The organism is Streptomyces sp. NEAU-174, from assembly GCF_052665095.1.
The window spans coordinates 152,344-174,145 of record NZ_JBQTCE010000012.1 but is presented as its reverse complement, the minus strand read 5'-3'; the positions used below and the strand labels follow the sequence as shown (position 1 = coordinate 174,145).

At 72.4% G+C, this 21,802-nt stretch carries 20 protein-coding genes and 1 tRNA gene; 6 read left to right on the top strand and 15 right to left on the bottom strand.

Annotated features, from left to right (window positions below):
- Positions 1-4 precede the first annotated feature (4 nt).
- Positions 5-1,579 carry a hypothetical protein gene (locus ACT2CW_RS31585; protein ID WP_445519090.1) on the bottom strand — a complete coding sequence of 525 codons (1,575 nt, stop codon included), beginning with the start codon at positions 1,577-1,579 and terminating at the stop codon, positions 5-7.
- A gap of 118 nt (positions 1,580-1,697) precedes the next feature.
- Positions 1,698-2,960, bottom strand: coding sequence for an ROK family protein (locus tag ACT2CW_RS31580; RefSeq protein ID WP_445519208.1), 1,263 nt, complete (start codon positions 2,958-2,960; stop codon positions 1,698-1,700).
- A 69-nt stretch (positions 2,961-3,029) separates the two neighbouring features.
- On the opposite strand from ACT2CW_RS31580, the gene ACT2CW_RS31575 reads away from it, so the two are divergent.
- Together ACT2CW_RS31575 and ACT2CW_RS31570 are read left to right on the top strand one after the other, a co-directional pair.
- The gene (locus ACT2CW_RS31575) at positions 3,030-4,130 is read left to right on the top strand and encodes a Gfo/Idh/MocA family protein (RefSeq protein WP_445519089.1); all 1,101 of its coding nucleotides are present in this window, start codon (positions 3,030-3,032) and stop codon (positions 4,128-4,130) included.
- Positions 4,127-4,612, top strand: coding sequence for a heme-degrading domain-containing protein (locus tag ACT2CW_RS31570; protein WP_445519088.1), 486 nt, complete (start codon positions 4,127-4,129; stop codon positions 4,610-4,612). The genes ACT2CW_RS31575 and ACT2CW_RS31570 overlap by 4 nt, the downstream gene beginning before the upstream one ends.
- Positions 4,613-4,614: 2 nt before the next feature.
- On the opposite strand, the gene ACT2CW_RS31565 is transcribed toward ACT2CW_RS31570, so the two are convergent.
- From ACT2CW_RS31565 to ACT2CW_RS31540, 6 genes are all read right to left on the bottom strand, one after another.
- Positions 4,615-6,087 (bottom strand): hypothetical protein, encoded by a 1,473-nt coding sequence (locus ACT2CW_RS31565; protein WP_445519087.1) that lies wholly within the window; start codon positions 6,085-6,087, stop codon positions 4,615-4,617.
- 319 nt (positions 6,088-6,406) lie between these two features.
- A complete protein-coding gene (locus tag ACT2CW_RS31560; protein ID WP_086885923.1) occupies positions 6,407-7,273 on the bottom strand; it encodes a fumarylacetoacetate hydrolase family protein in 867 nt (288 codons plus the stop codon).
- Between the two features lie 158 nt (positions 7,274-7,431).
- The gene (locus ACT2CW_RS31555; protein WP_445519086.1) at positions 7,432-8,091 is read right to left on the bottom strand and encodes a YidC/Oxa1 family membrane protein insertase; all 660 of its coding nucleotides are present in this window, start codon (positions 8,089-8,091) and stop codon (positions 7,432-7,434) included.
- 165 nt (positions 8,092-8,256) lie between these two features.
- A complete protein-coding gene (locus ACT2CW_RS31550) occupies positions 8,257-8,577 on the bottom strand; it encodes a DUF6412 domain-containing protein (protein WP_445519085.1) in 321 nt (106 codons plus the stop codon).
- 327 nt (positions 8,578-8,904) lie between these two features.
- Entirely contained in the window at positions 8,905-9,699 is a 795-nt protein-coding gene (locus tag ACT2CW_RS31545; protein WP_445519084.1) for a class E sortase, read from the bottom strand.
- 176 nt (positions 9,700-9,875) lie between these two features.
- Positions 9,876-11,228, bottom strand: a complete 1,353-nt coding sequence (locus ACT2CW_RS31540) for a DUF445 domain-containing protein (protein ID WP_445519083.1) — start codon at positions 11,226-11,228, stop codon at positions 9,876-9,878.
- 247 nt (positions 11,229-11,475) lie between these two features.
- Between ACT2CW_RS31540 and ACT2CW_RS31535 the strand changes: the two genes are divergently transcribed.
- Entirely contained in the window at positions 11,476-12,786 is a 1,311-nt protein-coding gene (locus ACT2CW_RS31535) for an SGNH/GDSL hydrolase family protein (protein WP_445519082.1), read from the top strand.
- A gap of 224 nt (positions 12,787-13,010) precedes the next feature.
- Here the strand turns inward: ACT2CW_RS31535 and ACT2CW_RS31530 are convergent, their stop codons facing one another.
- From ACT2CW_RS31530 to ACT2CW_RS31515, 4 genes are all read right to left on the bottom strand, one after another.
- A complete protein-coding gene (locus tag ACT2CW_RS31530; protein WP_233361813.1) occupies positions 13,011-13,775 on the bottom strand; it encodes a DUF1707 SHOCT-like domain-containing protein in 765 nt (254 codons plus the stop codon).
- Positions 13,776-13,859: 84 nt separating this feature from the next.
- Positions 13,860-14,837: an ABC transporter ATP-binding protein gene (locus ACT2CW_RS31525; RefSeq protein ID WP_445519081.1), complete on the bottom strand. Its 978-nt coding sequence runs from the start codon at positions 14,835-14,837 to the stop codon at positions 13,860-13,862.
- A gap of 32 nt (positions 14,838-14,869) precedes the next feature.
- A complete protein-coding gene (locus ACT2CW_RS31520) occupies positions 14,870-15,634 on the bottom strand; it encodes an ABC transporter permease (protein WP_244202629.1) in 765 nt (254 codons plus the stop codon).
- 71 nt (positions 15,635-15,705) lie between these two features.
- Positions 15,706-16,506 carry an ABC transporter permease gene (locus tag ACT2CW_RS31515; protein ID WP_445519080.1) on the bottom strand — a complete coding sequence of 267 codons (801 nt, stop codon included), beginning with the start codon at positions 16,504-16,506 and terminating at the stop codon, positions 15,706-15,708.
- A gap of 322 nt (positions 16,507-16,828) precedes the next feature.
- Between ACT2CW_RS31515 and ACT2CW_RS31510 the strand changes: the two genes are divergently transcribed.
- A complete protein-coding gene (locus tag ACT2CW_RS31510; RefSeq protein WP_445519079.1) occupies positions 16,829-19,180 on the top strand; it encodes a transglycosylase domain-containing protein in 2,352 nt (783 codons plus the stop codon).
- Positions 19,181-19,527: 347 nt separating this feature from the next.
- On the opposite strand, the gene ACT2CW_RS31505 is transcribed toward ACT2CW_RS31510, so the two are convergent.
- Both ACT2CW_RS31505 and ACT2CW_RS31500 read right to left on the bottom strand, forming a co-directional pair.
- Positions 19,528-19,830 (bottom strand): GroES family chaperonin, encoded by a 303-nt coding sequence (locus ACT2CW_RS31505; protein ID WP_044581870.1) that lies wholly within the window; start codon positions 19,828-19,830, stop codon positions 19,528-19,530.
- Between the two features lie 130 nt (positions 19,831-19,960).
- On the bottom strand, positions 19,961-20,323 hold the full coding sequence (locus ACT2CW_RS31500; RefSeq protein WP_086884603.1) for a DUF3618 domain-containing protein: 363 nt from the start codon (positions 20,321-20,323) through the stop codon (positions 19,961-19,963).
- Positions 20,324-20,475: 152 nt separating this feature from the next.
- Here ACT2CW_RS31500 and bcp point away from each other — a divergent pair, with 152 nt between their 5' ends.
- Both bcp and ACT2CW_RS31490 read left to right on the top strand, forming a co-directional pair.
- The gene (gene bcp / locus ACT2CW_RS31495) at positions 20,476-20,943 is read left to right on the top strand and encodes a thioredoxin-dependent thiol peroxidase (RefSeq protein ID WP_037962151.1); all 468 of its coding nucleotides are present in this window, start codon (positions 20,476-20,478) and stop codon (positions 20,941-20,943) included.
- A 58-nt stretch (positions 20,944-21,001) separates the two neighbouring features.
- A tRNA-Leu gene (locus tag ACT2CW_RS31490) sits at positions 21,002-21,085 on the top strand.
- A gap of 66 nt (positions 21,086-21,151) precedes the next feature.
- On the opposite strand, the gene rdgB is transcribed toward ACT2CW_RS31490, so the two are convergent.
- Entirely contained in the window at positions 21,152-21,787 is a 636-nt protein-coding gene (gene rdgB, locus ACT2CW_RS31485; RefSeq protein ID WP_164430324.1) for an RdgB/HAM1 family non-canonical purine NTP pyrophosphatase, read from the bottom strand.
- Positions 21,788-21,802: the final 15 nt, after the last annotated feature.

Sequence of the window (21,802 nt, the reverse complement as noted above, 5' to 3'; positions counted from 1 at the left end):
GGCTTCAGACTCCCGAGCGCCTGGACTTCACCACGAGGACGGTTCCGCAGGTCACGAGCGCGGCGCTGATGACGCCGAGCCCCGCGAGCAGGGCGGTGTGACGGCCCGTCGCGGCGAGTTCGGGAATCCGCTCGTGCTCGCGCTCGTGGCCGCCGTCCTCCTCGTGACGGCCCTCACCGCCGGTGCCGGTGCTGGGCTCGGCTTGGGGTTCGCGGGTGGGGTCGGCTCCGGGGTCGGTCTCGGCTCCGGGGTCGTCGGTCTCCGTGCCCAGCCCGGTGTCGGCGCCGGGATCGGTCTCCGTACCGAGGTCGGTGTCGGTGCCGGGATCGGTGTCTAGGCCCTCGTCGAGGTCGGTACCGGTGCTGGTGTCGGAGTCGGTACCGGTGTCAGTACCCGCCTCGGTGTCGGTACCCGTATCGGCGTCCGCGTCTGAGTCCGAGCCCAGGTCCGAGCCCGTGTCCGTGTCCGCCCCGACATCGGTGTCCATGTCCGTGTCGACATCCGCGCCCAACTCGGTATCCGTATCGGTATCGGTGTCGACGTCGGGATCCGCGCCGACGTCGGCGTCCGCCTCCGTGTCGGCATCAACGTCGCTGTCGGCGCGGGGCGGCACCGCGGCCGGGCTGCTCTCCTTATGGGTCGCGCCGGAGCTTCTGGTGGCGCTCGGCTTCCGGCTCGGCGCGGCCGAGGGGGTCTCCGTCTCCTCGGTCTCCTCGGCCGTCCGGCTCGACGTGGCCGTGGGGCGCTTGGAGCGGGTGGTCGGCTCCGGAGCGGGCGTCGTCTCGTCGTCCCCGTCGGTGGCGGCTCCGGCGCCGACGTCGGTATCCGTCCCGGTCTCCGTAAGGCCGCCGGAGCGCGTGGCAGCCCTCGTACGCGTTCCGGCGTCGGGGCCCTTGGTTCCGGCAACGGTGCCGGTGCCGGTGCCGGTGTCGGTACCCGCGGTACCGGCACCCGTACCCGAACCCGTGCTCGTACCCGAACCCGTAGCCGCCGTCCCGCCGATGCGGAAGACGTAGTCGTTCGACTGCCCCACCCAGTCGCCGTCGTCCGCGCGCCGCTGCACGGCGATCGCGTTGGCCGTCACCGGCCCCTCGGGCGCGTCCGCGGTGAAGCGCGTGCGCACCTGGACGTCGACGGTCTTGTGCGCGGGCACGGTGAAGCCCTTGAAGTGGTCTTCGAAGACCCCGATGTTCTCGTCCTCGTCCGTGGTCTGGAAGGAGACGGTCCGCCAGGTGGCGCCGCCGTCCGCGGCGGGGTCCAGGAACTCGAAGCCGATGTGGCGGGGCCGCAGTTGACGGGCCTGGTCGACCAGGACGGCGATGGGGTGGATGGCGCGGCAGCCGGTGTCCGTGGCGTTGCGCAGTTCGAGGTGCCAGCCGCGCCAGCCGCCGCCCAGGGCGTACTGGTCCGGCCCGCCGCGCAGATGGGCTTCGATGGGAAAGTCGGAGGCGTTCCGGTCCCCGCAGGCGGCGGGCTCGGCCTCGGCGGCGTACGCCGGGACCCCGTAGAGGGCCGGGGCGAACGCGAGCGCGGCCGCCGGAAGGACAGCTCGTAGGGACAGTGCGGTGGGCAAGCGCATGAGTGACCTCTGCTGTGCTGCGGTTTTCCCCGAGCACTCCGCTACATTCCGCGTCCGCACGCCGACACACCGCACCAGGCCCGGATTGCCCCCGACTGGCGGGCAGGATCCCCCTCGATCAGCCCAGTGCGAACAGCGGTGCGAGCACCAGCCGGGCGGCGCCCTCGACGACGGCGCGCTCGCCCCGCTCCACGACGTCCACGGAGACCGGGGGGCGGCTGGCGCGGACGGAGTCCTCGGCGATCATCGTGGCCACACCGCGAACGTACGGCTCGGGGTCGGCCAGCACCATCCGGCCGCCCAGGAGCACCCGGTCGATGTCGAGGAGCCGTACGAGGTTGGTCGCGCCGATGCCGAGCAGCCGCGCGGCGTCCGTACGGTCGCCACGCGCGACGGCGGCGAGGCACAGCGCCTCCAGACAGCCGTTGTTGCCGCAGTCGCAGGGCGGGCCGTCGAGCTGTATCACCTGGTGCCCGAACTCCCCCGCGTCGGTCCGCGCGCCCCGGTACACATCCCCGCCGAGCACCAGACCGGCGCCCAGGCCGGTGCCCAGGTGGAGATACGCGGCCGACTCGGCGGTCCCGGCGGTCACCAGCCCGAGCGCCGCGGCGTTGGTGTCCTTGTCGAGGACGACGGGGAGGGCGAGCCGCTCGGCGAGCGCGTCGCGCAGCGGGAAGCCGTCCCACTGGGGGAAGCCGGTGACGCGGTGCAGCACGCCGGAGCCGTGGTCGAGGGGTCCGGGCGCGGCGACGCCCACGCCGAGCAGCCCGCCGCGCAGGGCGCTACCGCCACCCAAGGCGCCACCGCCGCCCGCGGCGACGTCGGTACCGCCGCCCACCGCGACGTCCGTAACGGCGCCCACCGCGACGTCGGTACCGCCGCCCGCCACGACGTCCGTCCCGGCACCCGCCGCGATGCCGCCGCCCGCCGTTCCGCCCATCACACCCCTGCCCGCCGCGTCCGCCAGCAGCGCCCTGACCTCGGCCGTGGCCGCCGCGAGCGCCTCCTCCGCGGGCGCGCCGAAGTCGAAGGGGGCCGAGCGGGCCGCGACCGAGGTGCCCGCGAGGTCGACCAGGACCGCCGTCACCTCGTCGCGGTCGAGCTGGAGCCCGATCGCATGGCGGGCGTCCGGGACCAGCCGGAGCGCGGTGGGCGGTTTGCCGCCGGTCGAGGCGCGCTGACCGGCCTCCGCCAGCAGCCCCTCCGCCCTCAGCCGGGCCGTGATCTTGCTGACGGCCTGGGGGGTGAGGCCGGTGCGCCCGGCCAGCTCCGGCCGGCTGACGCCGTCCTCGCCCGCGTCCCGCAGCAGCCGCAGGACGAGTGCCGCGTTATAGCTGCGCAGGGCGGTCAGATTGGCTCCGGGCCCGGCCGCTCCGGACATCGTGCTGTTCACTCCTCCATTGTGGCCACCGCTTGCACTTTGACAACACTGTTGCCAAAGTAAGGCTTCATGGATGCCACCGATGACAGCAGCACCACCCGCGTGGGACTGATCGGCTACGGCCTGGCCGGATCCGTCTTCCACGCCCCCTTGATCGCGGCCACCGAGGGACTGGTCCTCGACACCATCGTCACCTCCAGTCCGGAACGGCAGCGGCAGGCGCGCGCCGAGTTCCCCGACGTCCGACTCGCGGACTCCGCCGATGAGCTGTGGGCCCGGGCGGATGAGCTGGACCTGATCGTCATCGCCTCCCCCAACCGCACCCATGTCCCGCTCGCCCGCGCCGCCCTCGAGGCCGGGCTGCCGACCGTCGTGGACAAGCCGCTGGCCGCGACCGCCGCCGAGGCCGAGGAGCTGGCCGCGCTCGCCGAGGCCCGCGGGCTGCTGCTGACCGTCTTCCAGAACCGCCGCTGGGACAACGACTTCCGCACCCTCCGCAAGCTGCTCGCCGAAGGCGCGCTGGGCGAGGTGCAGCGCTTCGAGTCCCGCTTCGAGCGGTGGCGGCCGCAGCTCAAGGGCGGCTGGCGGGAGTCCGGCGACCCGGCCGAGGTCGGCGGGCTGCTGTACGACCTGGGCAGCCATCTGGTCGACCAGGCGCTCACCCTCTTCGGCCCGGTCGAGTCCGTCTACGCCGAGGTCGATGTGCGCCGGCCCGGGGCGCAGACCGACGACGACACCTTCATCGCCCTCACCCACACCAGCGGGGTCCGCTCCCATCTGTGGATGAGCGCGACCACCGCCCAGCTCGGGCCGCGCTTCCGGGTGCTGGGCAGCGAGTCGGGCTACGTGAAGTACGGCCTCGACCCGCAGGAGGCCGCCCTGCGCGAGGGGCTGCGCCCCGGCGAACCGTCCGTCGAATGGGGTGCCGAGCCGGAGGGCGACTGGGGCCGGCTGGGCGCGGGAGAGTCCCCTACGACCGGCGGCGGCGTTCCGGTCGAGACCCTCCGGGGCGACTACCCCGCGTACTACGCCGCCGTCGCCGCCGCCCTCCGCGACGGCACCCCGCCACCGGTCACCGCCGCCGAGGCCGCGGCCACCCTGCATGTGCTGGAGGCGGCCCGGGTGGCGGCCGCGGAGCGCCGTACCGTCCGGATCGAGGTCCCCGCATGAGCGAGCACACCGACGCGATAGCCCGGGTGGCGGAGCTGGAGGAGCAGGAGCGTCGGCTGCGGCTGCCCCGCTTCGACAACGACGACGCCTGGCGGCTGGGCTGCCTCATCGCCGACCTGGCCCAGGAGCGCGGCGCCGCCGTGACGATCGGCGTCCAGCGAGCGGGGCAGCGCCTCTTCCACCGCGCGCTGCCGGGCACCTCCCCGGACAACGACGCCTGGCTGGAGCGCAAGTTCCGGGTCGTGGAGCGCTACGGGGCGAGCTCGTTCCTGGTCGGCACCCGGTTCCGCGCCAAGGGCAGCAGCTTCGAGGAGTCCTCGCGCCTCGACCCCGACCGGTACGCGGCGCACGGGGGCGCCTTCCCGATCCATGTGACGGGCACGGGCGTCGTCGGCGCGGTCGCGGTCTCGGGGCTGCCGCAGGCAGAGGACCACGCGCTGGTGGTGGAGGCGCTGGAGCGGTTCTCGCTCACCGGGCCCTGACGCTACGTGCCCACCGGGCCCTGACGGACGGACTCCGCCCGGGCCCGGGTCCGACGGCGTACGGCGTACAGCACTCCCAGAGCGAGCACGAGGGCACCGCCCGTTCCCCCGTACAGCCAAGGCCGCGTTTCCGGCTCGGCGGCAGCGGTGGTGGTCTCCAGAGCCACCGGGGCGCTGTCGTTCGCCGGGCGCGGGTCGTGTGGCGGGAAGTCGGGGTTGGGGACGGCCTCGACCCGGCCCCGCGCACCGTGGACCTTCTTGTCGATGTGCAGGCGGAAGTCCATCCCCGCGCCCGCCCCCGGCCCCGACGCCGCTCCCTCCGCCGACTCGGGGCACATGGCCACCGTCCCCCCGTGCCGGATGGTGCACAGCGGCTGTGCGTCGTCCTCCGGCCCGCCCACGATGCGCGTCCCCCGGGGCGCCGTGAACCGCACGGACCAGGCGCTCTGATCCCAGTACGACAGGTCCAGGTCTCCGTTCCCCCGCGCCCGTACGCCGACCCGGACGGGCACCGTCTCGCCGACCCTGCCCCGGGCGGGCCGCGCGACCGCGTCCAAGTCCACGTGCCGGTCGAGCCCCACCGTGGCCTCGCTGAGGGATTCCCTGAACCGACCGCGGTCCGCCGACGCGTCCGTCAGCCCGAGCGGCGGGTCCTCGCCCGGGGTGGTGGGGTACGGCTCCTCGTCACGCTCGTCGGGGTCGTACGCGGGGTCGTCGGGGCTGCCGAGGGCGTAGACGGTGATGGAGAGGTGGCTGTACAACCGCCGCTTCGACGCGGTCACTCCGAGGGGCCCAGCCGTGGACACCGACTCACCCGCCGTCAGCGACCGCCCGAAGACACATCGCAGTTCGGGGTCGAGGTCGGGGCCCTCCTTACGGCAGTTGCGGTACCTCGGAGTGATCCTCTGGTCCCCGCCCGCGCCGACCGCGATGCCGAAGCCGTTGCGCGCGGGGATCCCGCCCGCGTTCCGCACGGCCACCCGGAGCGGCAGCGGAGCGCCGGGCCGCAGGTGCTCCAGGCTGCCCCGCTCGCCCACGGTGAGCTTCGGCAGCCCGACGATCACCGCGGTACTCCCCGCGGCCGCCGAACCGTCCTGGGACGCGCGTACGGTGACCCGGGCGTGGTCGCCGCGCTTGCTCCCCTCCGCCGGGCGCAGCCGGAAGGGACGTACGGTGCTCGGCTGCCCGCTGTTCCAGACGCGGTACGAACAGGTCACCCGGGCGCCCTCGCGGCGGCAGGAATCGCTCAGCCGGCCGACCGTGGCGACCCCGGCCAGCCGTGAGGTGTCGATGACCACCGTGACCCGCCCCGCCCGCTTCGGCACGACGGAGAACGCCAGGTCCATCGACCGTTCGTCATTGCCCGGCTCCGGAACATAGGTGTCGGCGGGCAGATCCTCGACGCGCACCTGCCCCGAGTGGTCGTCCGCCCGCGCGGACGGCACAGCCACCATGACCGCGGTGGCCCCCGCCACCGTCGGAATGAGCGCGGCACGCGCGACAGCTCTCGCCGCGCACTTCACCACGCCTGCCGCATTCACCACGCCTGCCGCGAAGGAGACAGCCCCCGTATCCACCACTGCTTCACACTCCACCGTGATCAGGAATCCGGGGAAAGACGTTCACCATGAGCACGTGGTTCCAGCATCGGATGGGCCCGTTCCGCTACCGCTTCGGTCCTGACCGAAGCGGTAGGCGCTCGCGGACCGGTTCGGCGCGCGGCGGGTGTTCAGACGCCCAAGAAGGCGGGCCACCCGGGCAAGTGAGCCCGAGTGGCCCCGGGGCCGTCGATGGTCAGGCGTCCTTGAACTCCTGGCGCTGGCGGCCCAGCCCCTCGATCTCGAGCTCGACGACATCCCCGGCGCGCAGATACGGCTTGGGCTCGGGGCGGCCCATGGCCACGCCCGCCGGGGTGCCGGTGTTGATGACATCGCCGGGGTAGAGGGTCATGAACTGGCTGAGGTAGCGGACCACCTGGGCCACGCCGAAGATCTGGTCCGCCGTGTTGCCGTTCTGCTGGAGCTCGCCGTTGACCCAGAGGCGCAGGCCCAGGGCCTGCGGGTCGGGGACCTCGTCGGCGGTGACCAGCCAGGGGCCCAGGGGGTTGAACGTCTCGCAGTTCTTGCCCTTGTCCCACTGACCGCCGCGCTCGATCTGGAAGGCGCGCTCGGAGACGTCGTGGGCCACCGCATAGCCCGCGACCGCGGCGAGGGCGGCCTCGTCGGAGTCGAGGTAGCGGGCGGTGCGGCCGATGACGATGGCCAGCTCCACCTCCCAGTCGGTCTTCACGCTGCCGCGCGGGACGAGGACGGTGTCCTCCGGGCCGACGACCGTGTCCGGGGCCTTCATGAAGACGATGGGCTCTTCGGGAATGCTCGCGCCGGTCTCGGTGGCGTGGTCGTGGTAGTTCAGCCCGATGCACACGATCTTGCCGATACGGCCGAGCGGCGGGCCGATCCGCACCCCGCCGTCCTCGATCGCGGGCAGCGCGTCGTCCCCCTCGGCGGCCGCCGCCGCGCGCACCCGCGCGAGGGCGGCCTCATCGGCGAGGAGGGCGCCGTCGATGTCCGGGACCAGGGCGGACAGATCGCGCAGGGTGCCGTTCTGATCGAGCAGCGCGGGGCGTTCCGCGCCCGCCGGTCCGACTCGCAGCAGTTTCATCCCAAGACTCCCGAGGTCACAGGCCGGTGCGAGACGCCTACCGGCCGATTGATCCTCCCTTCAGGGGCGTCCAGCCCGCAAGACCTCGTTCACGGACTGGGACATCGGTCTGAAGGGTGACCGCGCCGGGGGACGTCGTCAGCGGTGCAGCAGAGTCGTCAGCGGTGCAGCAGGGCCCGCTCCACCGCCGTCCAGGTCGTGCTGGTCGCCAGGTAGAGCGCCGCCGCCAGCGGGACCACGGCGGCGGTGACGAGGGTGCCGAACGACAGCAGCGGCAGCGCCCGGGCCACTCCGGGCGCCCCGGGGACGGTCACCTTACGGGTGCGGAGATACGTCCAGGTGGCCACGGCCGCGATCAGCGCGAAGAGCCCGAGGTAGACCAGCCCCGGCCCACCGCTGACCACCCCGCCCCAGTGGGCACCGAGCGGGGCCCCGGCGAGCGTGTGGTCGAGGAGGTCCCCGGCGCCGCTGCCGGTGGAGAACACGTGGTACATGACGAAGAAGACCGGAAGCTGGACGAGCGTCGGCAGACACCCCGCCAGCGGTGACGCGCCCTCCCGCGTCCGGAGCTCCGCCATGGCGCGCCGCATCCGCTCCGGGTCGTCCCGGTGCTTGCGGCCCAGCTCCGTGATCTTCGGCGCGAGCGCGGCCCGCGCCTTCTCGCCGCGCACCGCGGCCCGGGCGAGGGGGTGCAGCGCGGCGCGGACGCACAGCGTGAACAGAACGATGGCGGCCGCCGCCGCGGACGCGCCGAAGAGCGGATCGAGTCCGTCCGCCATGGTGGTCAACAGGGAGCCGAGGGAAGAGAAAAGGGACATGGGAGCCCTCCGCGGGTCTCGTCGTGCCGGAGTGTGGAAGACATCGGCGTGACGAGCCGCGTGGCGCGGCAGTACGAGTCTTGGAGCTTCCGGGGTTCCGCCCCGGACCCCGCTCCTCAGACGCCGGAGAGGCTGGAGGTACGCCGTACAGCGATATGGGTGCGCCTACGCGGCCGTCGACAGCCGACGGCCCGGCGCTCGGGGCCTCGGACGCCCGGCGGCGTCGGGATCCCGCTGCGGCAGGAACGCCGTACGGCGCTCCCGGTCCCGTATCGCGGTGCGAATCCGCCCGGCGGGCACGGGTATTCGGCCACGGGAGGCGAGGACCGCGCACAGGGCCAGCGCGGCGGCGACGGCGGTCGTAGCGGCGACGGTGGCGGCGAGGGCGACGGCGCTGACCACACCGCTCTGCGCCAGCAAAACCCCGGTCAGCAGAAACAGACAGACGCCCAGCTGCGTTCGCAACGCGTCAAGTCGTCGCGACACCGTGACATCCCCCCTCTCCCGGCCGGTCTCCCCTCCTGGCGCTGCCAGTCTAAGCAGATCGGGGCCACGCGGCCGAGCCGCAGAGCGATACTTTCCCCTCCCCGCCCCTTCCCGTTACCAGGGGGCTGGGGCAAAGGCCCGCCACGCGGCGGAGCCGCAGATCGATGCTGCGGGAAGGGCCGAACCCCCGGCCCGGGGCCTAGGGCGGAGCCCCGGTCCGGGGCCTAGGGCCGAACCCCGGTCCGGGGCCTGGGGCGGAGCACCAGTTTCGGGAAGGGGCGGGGAGGGGAACAGCCCGCCGCAGGCGTCACGACCCGCCGGACACCCCTAGCGGCCCCCGCCAACATCCCGTGGGGCGGCAGCCTTCAGCCGGGCCCAGACCACCAGGCGGTAGCGGGAGGTGAATTCGGGGGTGCAGGTCGTCAGCGTGAGGTAGTAGCCCGGCTCGGTGTAGCGGTAGCGAGGGTGGGCGGAGCTGTACGGCACCCGCGCGATCACCGTGCCGTCGGCAGGCGAGGTACGCGGCAGGGTGCGCTCGACCACGTACGTGAAGCGAGCGTCGGCCGTGTCGATGCGCACCGTGTCGCCCGGGCGCACCTCGTCCAGCTGCCGGAAGGGCTCGCCATGGGTGTTGCGGTGGCCCGCGAGGGCGACGTTGCCCGCCTGGCCCGGCTGGGCGGTGCGCGGATAGTGGCCCACATAGCCCTTGTTGAGCACCGCCGCGCGGCTGATGCCCTCGGCGATGGGCACCGTAAGGCCGATACGCGGGATCCGGAGCACCGCGTACGCCTGGTCCCGGCGCGGCCCTTGCCCCCCGGCGCCGCTCCCGGCCGACCGGTCACGGTCGCGGTCACCGTCACGGCCGCGGCCGTCCCCCTGAGCGGAATCGGAGGATCCCGTCGCCCCCGGCGTCGGCGTCGGCGTCACGGACTCCTCGGCCCCGTCCTGCCACCGCCGCTCCAGCACCGACACCTCGTGCCGCGCCTCCGCCCTCGCCTGCCGGTTGGTCCACCACAGCTGGTGGACGACGAAGAGCAGCACCACGACCCCGAGGGTGACGGCGAGCTCACCGGCCGTCCACAGCCCCCGGGCGAGCACGGCACGCCCTTCACGACGTCGCACGCGCGCACCATAGGCCAGGCCGCGTACACCTTCCAGAGCCGCGACGCGGCAATCCGCCCGGCGCCGCGAGCCAACCCCCACCGCCCGCGCGCCACGGGCCACGAGCCACGAGCCACGAGCCACGAGCCACGAGCCACGGGCCACGAGCCACGAGCCGACTGCCCGTCACCCGCGCACTATGCGCCCAGCACCCGCGAGACCGTATAGATCACCAGCCCGGCCAAGGCACCCACCACCGTGCCGTTGATCCGGATGAACTGGAGATCCCGACCGATGTGCGCCTCGATCTTCCGCGAGGTGTGGTCCGCGTCCCAGCTCGCCACCGTCTCGCTGATCAGCGAGGTGATCTCGTCCCGATACGTCGTCACCACATAGACGGCGGCGTCCTCCAGCCAGCCGTCGATCTTGTCCCGCAGCCGTCGCTCCGTCATCATCCGCCTGCCCAGCGAGAGAATCGCCGCCCGCGCCCGCTGCCGCAGCTCGCTGCGCTCGTCCTCCGCCGCCGCGACGATCATCGCCCGCACCGAGGCCCAGGCCGAGGCGATGAGGTCCTGGACGTCGCCGCGCCCCAGCACCTCGCTCTTCACCCGCTCCACCCGCAGCCGGGTGTCGGTGTCGGACTGGAGGTCCCCGGCGAAGTCGGTGAGGAAGCGGTCCAGGGCGCCGCGCGCCGGATGGTCGGGCATGTCCCGCATCTCGGTCACGAAGCGCAGCAGTTCCCTGTAGACGCGCTCGCCGACCTTGCGGTCCACGAACCGCGGCGTCCAGCCGGGGGCGCCGCCGGTCACCGCCAGCATCACCGAGTCGTTGTGCTCCGCCAGCCAGTCGTGGGCGCGCAGACACACCAGGTCCACGGCGCGGCGGTGACCGCCGTCCGCGACCACCCGCTCCAGCAGCTTGCCCAGGCCCGGCGCGATCTCCTGGCTGTCGGCCCGGCGGGTGATCGCCTCGCCCACCACCGCCTGCACATCGGAGTCGCGCAGCACCGTGAGCGCGCCGCGCAGCGCGGTGGCCAGCTCGGCGGTCACCCGGTCGGCGTGCTCGGGCTCGGCGAGCCAGGTGCCGAGCCGGCTGCCGATGCCGACCGCGCGCAGCCGCATCCGTACGACGTCGCCGGAGAGGAAGTTCTCCCCGACGAACTCCCCGAGGCTGGCCCCGAGCTGGTCCTTCTTGGTGGGGATGATCGCCGTATGGGGAATGGGCAGCCCCATGGGCCGCCGGAAGAGCGCGGTGACCGCGAACCAGTCGGCCAGGGCGCCCACCATGCCCGCCTCGGCGGCCGCGGCCACATAGCCGGGCCAGCCGCCGATACCGGAGGACCGCGCCCAGGTGGCGAGCACGTACACCAGTGCGACGCCGAGCAGCAGCCCGGTGGCGAACGCCTTCATCCGGCGCACTCCGCGCCGCCGCTCCACGTCGAGGGGGCTGTCCGTGACGAAGGGCACAGCCGATCCCCGCGACCGCGGGGCCGCCGTCTCACCAGTCGTTCTTCGCTCCATACGCTCCACCTGGTCGGCCCGTCCCCCCATGCATTGTCTCTTTCCGGTCTCAGTCGCCCATGTGTGGAACGAACGGTGAGTTCCCGTCGTCTGTCTGGGGGAGCGACCCAGCACATTGGGGGCAGGCCGACGGGCGGAGCCGGGTCTCACCATGGGATCATGGGAGACCGACCGGACCGCATCGGCATTGCCGGATACCACCCGCCGTTCCCGTCCACTTCCGGAGCCTCGGGCTCCGTCTGCCCGAGGAGACAACCCGCCCATGAGCATGCCCCCTATGCCCAGACGCACGGGGTATGCCGTGCTCGCTGCGCTGGCGGCTGTGGTGATCCTCGTCTCCACCGCGATATTCATCGGGCTCGGTGGTGACAACGGCGGTTCGGACGCCCGTGCGCAGGGAGCCCGCGGCTCGGCCGCCCCGGCCTCGGCCGGTGCCTGGGTGGGCACCTGGTCCACCTCGGCCGCGGCCGCCGAGCCGAGGACGCTGCGCGGCGGCCTCTCGGGCATGTCGATACGGAACGTGGTGCACACCAGCATCGGCGGCACCAGCACCCGGATCCAGCTCTCGAACTTCTACAGCAACCGCCCGCTGACGATCACGCATGCCTCGGTGGCGCTGGCCGCCGCGCCCAGCAACCCCACCGCGGCCGCCGGCACCATGCGCCGTCTCAGCTTCAACAACCGCACCTGGGTGACGATCCCGCCCGGTAAGGCCGCCACCAGCGACCCGGTGCGGCTCGTCGTCCCGGACGCGGCCGATCTGCTGGTCACCACCTACACCCCGCAGGCGTCCGGGTCCGTGACCTACCACCCGCACGCCCGCCAGACGTCGTACATGGCGCGTGGCGACCGTACGGAGGACACGGCGGGCTCCGCCTACACCCAGCAGAGCCCGTACTGGCGCTATCTGACCGGCGTGGACGTGTGGTCCAAGCAGGCCGAGGGCGCCGTCGCGGTGCTGGGCGACTCGATCACCGACGGCATCACCTCCACCGCCGGGGCCAACCACCGGTGGACCGACTTCCTCTCCGAGCGGCTGCGCAGCGAGCCCGGGGCGCCCCGCTTCGGCGTGCTCAACCAGGGCATCAGCGGCAACCGCGTGCTGAGCGACGGCACGCAGTTCCCGCCCAACAACCCCAGCGGGCTGTCCCGCTTCGACCGCGACGTGCTGTCCCGTACGGGCGTCAAGGCCGTGATCATCGAGCTGGGCGTCAACGACATACTCCGCATCCCCCATCAGACCGACCCCAAACGGATCGTGTGGGGCCTGAAGCGGCTGACCGAGCAGGCCCACGCCCGGGGCCTGCGGGTCATCGGAGCCACCCTGACGCCCTTCTACGGGCACCGCGGCTACACCCCCCGGCTGGACGCCGTGCGCGAGCAGATCAACGCGCAGATCCGCGCCGGGCGGGTCTTCGACGAGGTCGTGGACTTCGACAAGGCGCTGCGCGACCCGATCAGCCCGCTGCGGCTGCGCCCGATGTTCGACTCGGGCGACCATCTGCACCCCAGCGACGACGGCTACCGCGCGATGGCGCGGGCGCTGAACCTGGACCACCTGCGCGGCCGCACGGCAGCCGAGCTCTAGAGGGCCCTCCTTACAGTTCTCACGCGCCCCGTGAGAGTCGTAAGGGCTACGGGTGGTGTCCGGCGGTTCTTTCCCCTCCCCGCCCCTTCCCGAAACTGGGGCTCCGCCCCAGACCCCGGGGTCCAGGGGCGGAGCCCCTGCCACGCGGCGGAGCCGCATATCGATACTGCGGGAAGGGGCGGGGAGGGGAACAGCCCGCCGCAGGCGCCACGGCCCGTCGCCCCCTAGTCCTCGCGACGCTCCTTCTCCAGGGACAGCCGACGCTCCTCCCGCTCCTGGCGCCGCGCGCCCCGCAGCTCCTCCCGGCGCTCGGCCTTCAGCCGCCGACGCTCCTCCTTCATGCGCCTGTGCTCCTCCTTGCGGAGCTTCCGCTCGACGCTGACCCCGCCGAAGAGCGCGAGGCCGGTCACGGTCACCCGAGGACCGGTGGGGTCCCCGTCGGCGGACCCGGTGTGGTCGAAACCACCCATGAGCCCGATGCCGCTGACATGCGTCTCCAGGTCCGGCGGAACGGTGATCTGCACCCCGCCCATGAGCGCGAAGCAGCGGATCACCACATCGCGGCCCTCGAACCGGGCCTCGCGCAGATCGATCTCACCGCCGCCCATGACGGCGAATGCGGTGAAGGCACGCGGAACGGTCCAGGTCCCCTTGCGCTGGAAGCCGCCCATGATCGCCACGGCCCACTTCGAGGTCGGGGTGCCGCCGATCCGCTCGGCCCAGCCGGTGCGGTCGGCGGGGGCCGGCGGGGCCGGAGCGGCGCTGCCGGGCACCGGGAGGTCCCGTACCAGCGGCTCCAGCTCGCCATGGGTGCGCGCCGCGTAGGCCGCGCCCAGCCGCTCCTCGAACTCCTCCATGTCCAACCGGCCTTCGGCGACCGCCTCGCGGAGGACCTCGGCGATCCGCTCACGCTCGGCGTCCGATGCCCGCATCCCGGCCGGGTCCGGGAGGTCGGGGCTCGCCCCCTGGGAAGAACCAGCGCTCGTCATACGGACAGACTAATGGCGGGCACCGGCCCTGACCCCTCTCACACACCGGGCCCGCCCCGCTCTCCCGCACCGCGCCCTTGCCCACTACATGGTCCGCCCCGCCCAGCCCTCCGCCCCGTGCAGCATCCTCGCGATGACGTCCTCGATCTCGGGCTCGCGCACCGAGAGGTCCACCAGCGGATAGCCGTCGGCGACGGCCGCGACGATCGGTGCCGCGCTGTTGGTCGCCGGGAAGGCCAGCCACTGCCGGGGCCCCTCGACCCGCACCGTCCGGGCGCCGGGGACCTCGATGGGCGGCAGCTCCCGCTCCAGGTCGACCACGAGGGTGCGCTCGCTCTCCCCCACCGCGTGCAGCCCGTCCAACCCGCCGTCGTAGACCAGCCGCCCGTGGTCGATGACCATCACCCGCTTGCACAGCAGCTCGATATCGGTCAGATCGTGGGTGGTGAGCAGCACCGTCGTGCCCTGCTCCGCGTTCACATCGCGCAGGAACTCCCGCACCTTCGCCTTGCTGACCACATCGAGCCCGATGGTCGGCTCGTCGAGATAGAGCACCTCGGGGTCGTGCAGCAGGGCGGCCGCGATATCGCCGCGCATCCGCTGGCCGAGCGAGAGCTGACGCACCGGCACGTCCAACAGCGCGCCGAGGTTGAGCAGTTCCACACAGCGGTCCAGGTTGTGCCGGTAGCGGTCGTCGGGGATCCGGTACATCCGCCGCACCAGCGCGTACGAATCGCGCAGCGGCAGGTCCCACCACAGGGTGGTGCGCTGCCCGAAGACCACCCCGATCCGGCGCGCGAGCCTCGTCCGCTCCCTGGAGGGGTCGATTCCGGCGACCCTGAGCCGTCCGCCGCTGGGCACCAGGATCCCGGTCAGCATCTTGATGGTGGTGGACTTCCCGGCGCCGTTCGGGCCGATGTAGCCCACCATCTCGCCGCGCGGCACCCGGAAGCTGATGCCGTCCACGGCGCGCACCTCGCGGCGCTCACGGCGCATCAGCCCGGCCTTGCGCCGCACCTGGAACACCTTCTCGACACCGTCGAGCTCGATCAGATCGTCCACGGCACTCCCCAGCGGCGATTCCACAATTCCCCTCAGCTCCCCGTGCTCTGATACGCCCGCAGCCCCGCCCGCCACGCCAGCCCCGCCACCGCACAGCAGCCGCCCGCGACCAGCGGCGCCGCGAAGCCGATCCAGGCCGGGAGCCCCAGCGGATCGGGGCGGCCCAGGATGTACAGGGCCGGGAGCCAGTTGACGAAGGCCAGCGGGATGACGAAGGTGACGCCCCGCAGCAGCTCCTTGCCGAAGACCGTCGGCGGGTACTCCAGCAGCGTGGTCCCGCCGAAGGTGAAGGCGTTCTGCACCTCGGAGGCGTCCTTGGCCCAGAACTGGAAGGCGCCGCCGAGCACGAACAGCGCCCCGAAGATGGCGCCCCCGCTCAGCAGCATCACCGGCATCAGCAGCGCCCGGTCCAGCGTCCAGTCGATGTCCAGCCGGGCCAGCGACCAGCCCAGCAGCACCGCCCCCTGGGTGATCCGGCCCAGCCGGCGCAGCGCGAAGCGGTCGGCGGCCACCTGGGCGAGTATCGGCACCGGCCGCACCAGCAGGGTGTCCATCGTGCCGTCGCGCACCCGCTGGCCCAGCCGGCCCATGGTGCCCAGCGCGAGGTCGGCGAGGCCGAAGGCGACGCTGGTGGTGCCGTAGAGGAAGGCGACCTCGTCCAGGGTGAAGCCGCCCAGTTCCCCGATGTGGGTGAACATCAACGCGATCGCGACGAAGTCGAGGCCGGTCGCGAGGAAGTTCCCCAGCGTCATGATCAGGAACGAGGTGCGGTACGCCATCGTGGAGCGCACCCACATCCCGACGATCAGGCCGTAGGCCCGCAGCCCGTTGGACACGGCGGACTCAGCCACCCCGGACCACCACCTTCTCAGCCACCTTGGACCACCACCTTCCGGGTCGCCGCCGATTGAACCGCCCGCCCGGCCGCCAGCAGCGCCACCGCCCACCCCGCCTGGAAGGCGAACGCCGCCAGCAGCCCCGTCCCCCGGCGCTCCTCCAGGAAGACGTCCGCGGGCACCTGGAGCATCGCCGCCCAGGGCAGCGCGCGGGCGATCTCGCCCAGCTGCCCGGGGAAGACGTTGAGCGGCAGGATCATCCCGGAGAAGAACAGGCACAGCAGCCCGCTCAGCATGGACAGCCCCGTCCCGTCGAGCAGCCAGAAGGAGGCGAGCGACACCAGATAGCGCACCGCGAAGCCGACGCACACCGCGAGCGCCACGGCGAGCAGGAACCACAACCAGGTCAAGGGCGAGGCGGGCAGCCGGAGTTCGAACACCAGCGCCCCGACGGCCATCGGCACCACACCGCGCCCCAGCAGCTGGAACAGCGCCCGGCCGAGCTCGGTGGCCAGCCACCACAGCTGGAGGTCGACCGGGCGGTAGAGGTCCACGGCGATGTCCCCGGAGCGGATGCGGTCCTGGAGCTCCTCCTGGAAACCGCCGCCCATCAGCGCCACGGCCGCCAGCAGCGCCTGGCCCAGCCAGACGAAGGTCAGCGCCTGGGCGAGGTCGTAGCCGCCGAGGTGCGGCCGCTCGTCCCACAGCGCGGTGTAGGTGTAGGCGAGGATGAAGCCGAAAACCGTGTTGGTGAAGACCCCGGCCACCGTGGCGACCCGATACGTCGCGTAGCGTTTGAAGCCGCTGACCGCGACGGCCGCGTACAGCCGCATCTTCCCCTGCCTCCCTCCCCGACCGCACCGCCCGACCGGCCCGGCCGGCCCGACCGGCCGACCCGACCGCACTGCCCCGAACGGCACCAAAATCCGGAGCCTAGTGGGGTGACGGGAGAGACGGCCAGGCATTATTCACCGGATGGTGTGAGCGGAATCATCCATTCGACCGGTCACAGACCAGTCACAGGTGCGCGCCTCGTCCTCGGCCCGGAACGGATGATGCGACAGTGTTTTATCGGGCGTACGACGCGAATCGCCCGACCGTGCACGATCCCGCCGCCGCGCAACCCTCGACGGCGGCCGAGGAGTCTCAGGAGACATGAGCGACGAGCCCCAGTTGATCGATGGTGGCGCGGCCGGATCGGGTGACCGGCCCGGCACCGACGATGGCAACCACGACACGCCGCACCGCGCCGACGGCCTGACCGTGACGGCGGGCAAACCGGCCAAGGGCAGAAAGGGGCGCCCCCAACGCACCGGATGGCGCCGTCTGCTGCCCACCTGGCGCATGGTCCTCGGGGGCTTCCTGCTGATCGTCCTGCTGATCGCGGGCGGGCTCGTCACCGGCTATCTGCTCGTCGACATCCCCCCGGCCAACAAGGCCGCCATCGCCCAGAGCAATGTCTTCCTCTACTCCGACGGCTCCCAGCTGGCCCGTGAGGGCACGGTCAACCGGGAGAACGTCCAGCTGAGCCAGGTGCCCAAGCGGATCCAGCACGCGGTGCTGGCCGCCGAGGACCGGGACTTCTACGCGGAGTCGGCCATCGACCCCCAGGCGATGATCCGGGCCGCCTGGAACACCGCCACCGGCAAGGGCAAGCAGTCCGGCTCCACCATCACCCAGCAGTATGTGAAGAACTACTACCTGGACCAGGAACAGACGGTCTCCCGCAAGGCCAAGGAGTTCTTCATCGCGATCAAGCTGGACCGCGAGGTGAGCAAGGACAAGATCCTGGAGGGCTACCTCAACACCAGCTACTTCGGGCGCAACGCCTACGGCATCCAGGCCGCCGCCCAGGCGTACTACGGCAAGGACATCGGCGAGCTCAACACCGCCCAGGGCGCGTATCTCGCCACCCTGCTGAACGCCCCCAGCTCGTACGACATCGTCGCCCATCCGCAGAACAAGGGCCGGGCCGTGGCCCGCTGGAACTACGTCCTGGACGGCATGGTCAAGAAGCACTGGCTGACCAGGGCCGAGCGGCAGAAGATGACCTTCCCCGGGCCCTCCGAGGCCAAGGCCCCCTCCGGCATGTCCGGCCAGCGCGGCTATCTCATCGAGGCCGTCGAGGACTACCTCACCAGCAACGGGATCATCGACGAGCAGACCCTGGCGCGCGGCGGCTACCGCATCACCACCACGATCGACAAGGACAAGCAGGACGCCTTCACCGAAGCCGTGCGCGACCGGCTGATGAGCAAGCTCAGCAAGGACCGCAAGGTCGACGCCTACGTCCGCGCGGGCGGCGCCTCGATCGATCCGAAGACCGGGAAGGTGGTCGCCCTCTACGGCGGGATCGACTACACCAAGCAGTTCGTCAACAACGCGACCCGCCGTGACTACCAGGTGGGATCCACCTTCAAGCCATTCGTGTTCACCTCGGCGGTGCGCTACGGGGCCACCACCCAGGACGGCCAGACGATCACCCCGGACACCCTCTACAACGGCGACAACAAGCGCGAGGTCATCGGCGCCGACGGGCCCACCGGCTACTCCCCGGCCAACGAGGACGACGTGGACTACGGTGACATCGACGTCACCACGGCCACCGACAACTCGGTGAACTCGGTGTACGCGCAGATGGCCGAGGACGTCGGCCCCGCCAAGGTCAAGCAGACCGCCATCGACCTGGGCATCCCCAAGAGCACCCCCGATCTGCACGCCTCCCCCTCGATCGCGCTCGGCCCGGCCACCGCGAGCGTGCTGGACATGACCGAGGCGTACGCGACCCTCGCCAACCACGGTGAGCACGGCCGGTACAGCCTGGTCGAGGAGGTCACCAAGGACGGGGCGCGGATCAAGCTCCCGGCGCGGGAGAGCCGCCAGGCCATCCCGCGCAGCGCCGCCGACACCACCACCTCGATACTGCAAAGCGTGGTCGACGGCGGCACCGGCACCGCCGCCCAGGCCGCCGAGCGCCCGGCGGCGGGCAAGACCGGCACCGCGGAGGAGGACAAGGCCGCCTGGTTCGCGGGCTACACCCCGGATCTGGCCACCGTGGTCGCCGTGATGGGCCAGGACTCCAATACCGGCGTGCAGAAGTCGCTGTACGGGGCGACGGGCCTGGAGCGGATCAACGGCGGCGGCTACCCCGCGGAGATCTGGGCGCAGTACACATCGGGGGCGTTGGACGGCAAGGAACCGGCCGAGTTCGATCTACGACTGGAGGACGGCGCGGACGCCCCCGGCGGCTCCGAGACCCAGCAGCCGCCGGTCTCCCCGCCGCCGGTGGTCACCACTCCCCCGACCGACACGCCGCCGGACACCTCGGTCCCCACGGCGCCGACCTACACCCCGCCGACCCTGCCGACGGACGAGCCGACGATCCCCACCCCACCGACGGACTTCCCCACCGGCGGCCCAACAACAGAACCCGGCCCAGGCGGCCCCGGCGACCCCGGAGGCCCAGGCGACCCGGGCGGCGACCCCGGAGGCCCAGCGGGCGGCTGAGGAGCGCCCCGAAGGGGCGCGGGGCTCCGCCGCGTACGGGGCTCCGCCCCTGGACCCGAGGGCCTGGGGGCGGAGCCCCCCACCCGGCCGGACGGGCGCCCTGAAGGGGCGCGGGGAACTGCGCGACCAGCCACGACGGCGCGGCAGACGATCGACGCGAGGCCGGGGCACATCCTGCGGAGCGCTTACGGGGCGTCCGGTCGAGGCTTTCCCCTACCCGCCCCTTCCCGCAGCGTCGATATGCGGCTCCGCCGCGTGGGCGCGACCAGCCACAACGGCGCCGCAGCCGCTCACCGGCAGGCCGGGGCACACCCGCGGGCGTCCGCCGGGGCACACCCGCGGGCGTCCTACAGGTAAAGCCCCGTGGAGTCGTCCGCGCCCTCCAGCCGCTCCGCGGCCACCGCATGCAGATCGCGCTCCCGCATCAGTACGTACGCGACCCCGCGAACCTCGACCTCGGCCCGGTCCTCCGGGTCGTAAAGCACCCGGTCACCGGGCTCCACGGTCCGTACGTTCTGCCCGACCGCGACCACCTCGGCCCAGGCCAGCCGCCGGCCGACCGCCGCGGTGGCGGGGATGACGATTCCGCCGGACGACCGGCGCTCGCCCTCCGGAATGTCGGTGCGGACCAGCACGCGGTCGTGCAGCATCCGGATGGGCAGCTTGTCATGGGTCGTGTTCACACTCACGCCATGACCGTACCTGGCCGAAGAGCAGAATGACGCCTCAGGGCCACGCCTCAGGGCCGGAGCCCGCCACCGAGCCCGCCGCCCTACCCCCTCACCTGCGCCGCTTGCCGCACCACGAGGAGCGGGAGGTCTTGGCGGACCGGGAGGACCTGGCCGAGAGCGCGAGTACGCCGACCAGCCCGACCACGAGGAGCGCGGCCGGCACGATCCGCTCCATACGGGGCCCGCCCTCCTCGGACACCAGCTGGCCGCGTACGCCCGTCACCACTCGGTTGACGGACACATAGGCCCGCCCGGCAGTCCGGTCCACGGCCGACGCCGCCTTCGCCTTCGCGTCCCCGATGATCGTCTTCGGGTGCACCCGCACCCCGATCTCGTCGAGCGTCACGGCGAGCTCCTGCCGCCTGCGGGCGATGTCCGCCTCGATCTGCGCAGGGGTCCTGGCATCCGACACCGCGCTGCCTCCGTCAATCTCGATGATTCAATCTCGATGATTCGTAGTGGACAGTCTGTCAGCTCGCTCTCCGTACCGCCCCACGGCACCCCCGGACGGGAAGCTGGCTAATGTCGGGTGTGTACCCCCGATGCCACGAGGAGCACCAGACCATGAGCGAGCGACTCCAGCCCGGCGACACCGCCCCCGCCTTCACCCTCCCCGACGCGGACGGCAAGCAGGTCTCGCTCGCCGAGCACGCCGGCCGCAAGGTGATCGTCTACTTCTACCCCGCGGCCCTCACCCCCGGCTGCACCAAGCAGGCGTGCGACTTCACCGACAACCTCGAGTTCCTCTCCGGCCACGGCTACGACGTCATCGGCATCTCCCCCGACAAGCCGGAGAAGCTGGCCAAGTTCCGCGCCCAGGAGGACCTGAAGGTCACCCTGCTCGCCGACCCCTCCAAGGAGACCCTGGAGGCGTACGGCGCCTTCGGCGAGAAGAAGCTCTACGGCAAGACGGTGACGGGCGTGATCCGCTCCACCGTCATCGTCGACGAACAGGGCAAGGTCGAGCGCGCCCTCTACAACGTCAAGGCCACCGGCCACGTAGCCAAGATCATCAAAGACCTGGGGCTGTGACGGACCCGGGGCTCCGGCCCCGGCCCCCGCTCACCAGGCGATACCATGACCGTGCCGAGCGGCCGTGATGGAATTGGCAGTCATGCTGGGTTTAGGTCCCAGTGGGGTAACACCCGTGAGGGTTCGAGTCCCTCCGGCCGCACGCCACGCATACGCGGGCCCGGCCCGCCTCAGCGCGGGCCGGGCCTGCGGCGCTCTCCGGGGCCGTTCACCCCAGGAGTTCGCGCACGACCGGGGCGATGGCGCGGAACGCCTTGCCGCGGTGGCTGATGGCGTTCTTCTCGTCCGGGGTCAGTTCGGCGCAGGTGCGGGTCTCGCCGTGGGGCTGGAGGATCGGGTCGTAGCCGAACCCACCGCCGCCCACGGGCTCGTGGCGGAGGGTGCCGGTGAGGCGGCCGGAGACCACGCGCTCGGTGCCGTCGGGGAGGGCGAGGGCGGCGGCGCAGGCGAAGTGGGCGCCGCGGTGCTCGTCGGGGACGTCGGCGAGCTGGGCCAGCAGCAGATCGAGGTTGGCGCGGTCGTCGCCGTGCCGGCCCGACCAGCGGGCCGAGAAGATGCCGGGGGCGCCGCCGAGGACGTCCACGCAGAGGCCGGAGTCGTCGGCGATGGCGGGGTGGCCGGTGGCCCGGGCCAGGGCGTGGGCCTTGAGGAGGGCGTTCTCCGCGAAGGTCACGCCGGTCTCCTTGACGTCCGGGACCTCCGGATAGGCGTCGGCGCCGACGAGTTCGACGTCGAGGCCGGTCTCGCCCAGGATCGAGCGCAGCTCGGTGATCTTGTAGGCGTTGCGGGTGGCGAGGACGAGACGGCGGGGGTGCGGAGGGTGTCCCTCAGTGCGTTGCTGCATAGCTCTCGATTATCG

Excerpts from the sequence above, each read along its gene's own strand:
- ACT2CW_RS31585 (WP_445519090.1), bottom strand. The coding sequence starts at position 1,579 with ATGCGCTTGCCCACCGCACTGTCCCTACGAGCTGTCCTTCCGGCGGCC.
- ACT2CW_RS31580 (WP_445519208.1), bottom strand. The coding sequence starts at position 2,960 with ATGTCCGGAGCGGCCGGGCCCGGAGCCAATCTGACCGCCCTGCGCAGC.
- ACT2CW_RS31575 (WP_445519089.1), top strand. The coding sequence starts at position 3,030 with ATGGATGCCACCGATGACAGCAGCACCACCCGCGTGGGACTGATCGGC.
- ACT2CW_RS31570 (WP_445519088.1), top strand. The coding sequence starts at position 4,127 with ATGAGCGAGCACACCGACGCGATAGCCCGGGTGGCGGAGCTGGAGGAG.
- ACT2CW_RS31560 (WP_086885923.1), bottom strand. The coding sequence starts at position 7,273 with ATGAAACTGCTGCGAGTCGGACCGGCGGGCGCGGAACGCCCCGCGCTG.
- ACT2CW_RS31555 (WP_445519086.1), bottom strand. The coding sequence starts at position 8,091 with ATGTCCCTTTTCTCTTCCCTCGGCTCCCTGTTGACCACCATGGCGGAC.
- ACT2CW_RS31540 (WP_445519083.1), bottom strand. The coding sequence starts at position 11,228 with ATGGGGGGACGGGCCGACCAGGTGGAGCGTATGGAGCGAAGAACGACT.
- ACT2CW_RS31535 (WP_445519082.1), top strand. The coding sequence starts at position 11,476 with ATGCCCAGACGCACGGGGTATGCCGTGCTCGCTGCGCTGGCGGCTGTG.
- ACT2CW_RS31530 (WP_233361813.1), bottom strand. The coding sequence starts at position 13,775 with ATGACGAGCGCTGGTTCTTCCCAGGGGGCGAGCCCCGACCTCCCGGAC.
- ACT2CW_RS31520 (WP_244202629.1), bottom strand. The coding sequence starts at position 15,634 with ATGTGGGTGCGCTCCACGATGGCGTACCGCACCTCGTTCCTGATCATG.
- ACT2CW_RS31515 (WP_445519080.1), bottom strand. The coding sequence starts at position 16,506 with ATGCGGCTGTACGCGGCCGTCGCGGTCAGCGGCTTCAAACGCTACGCG.
- ACT2CW_RS31510 (WP_445519079.1), top strand. The coding sequence starts at position 16,829 with ATGAGCGACGAGCCCCAGTTGATCGATGGTGGCGCGGCCGGATCGGGT.
- ACT2CW_RS31505 (WP_044581870.1), bottom strand. The coding sequence starts at position 19,830 with ATGCTGCACGACCGCGTGCTGGTCCGCACCGACATTCCGGAGGGCGAG.
- bcp (WP_037962151.1), top strand. The coding sequence starts at position 20,476 with ATGAGCGAGCGACTCCAGCCCGGCGACACCGCCCCCGCCTTCACCCTC.
- rdgB (WP_164430324.1), bottom strand. The coding sequence starts at position 21,787 with ATGCAGCAACGCACTGAGGGACACCCTCCGCACCCCCGCCGTCTCGTC.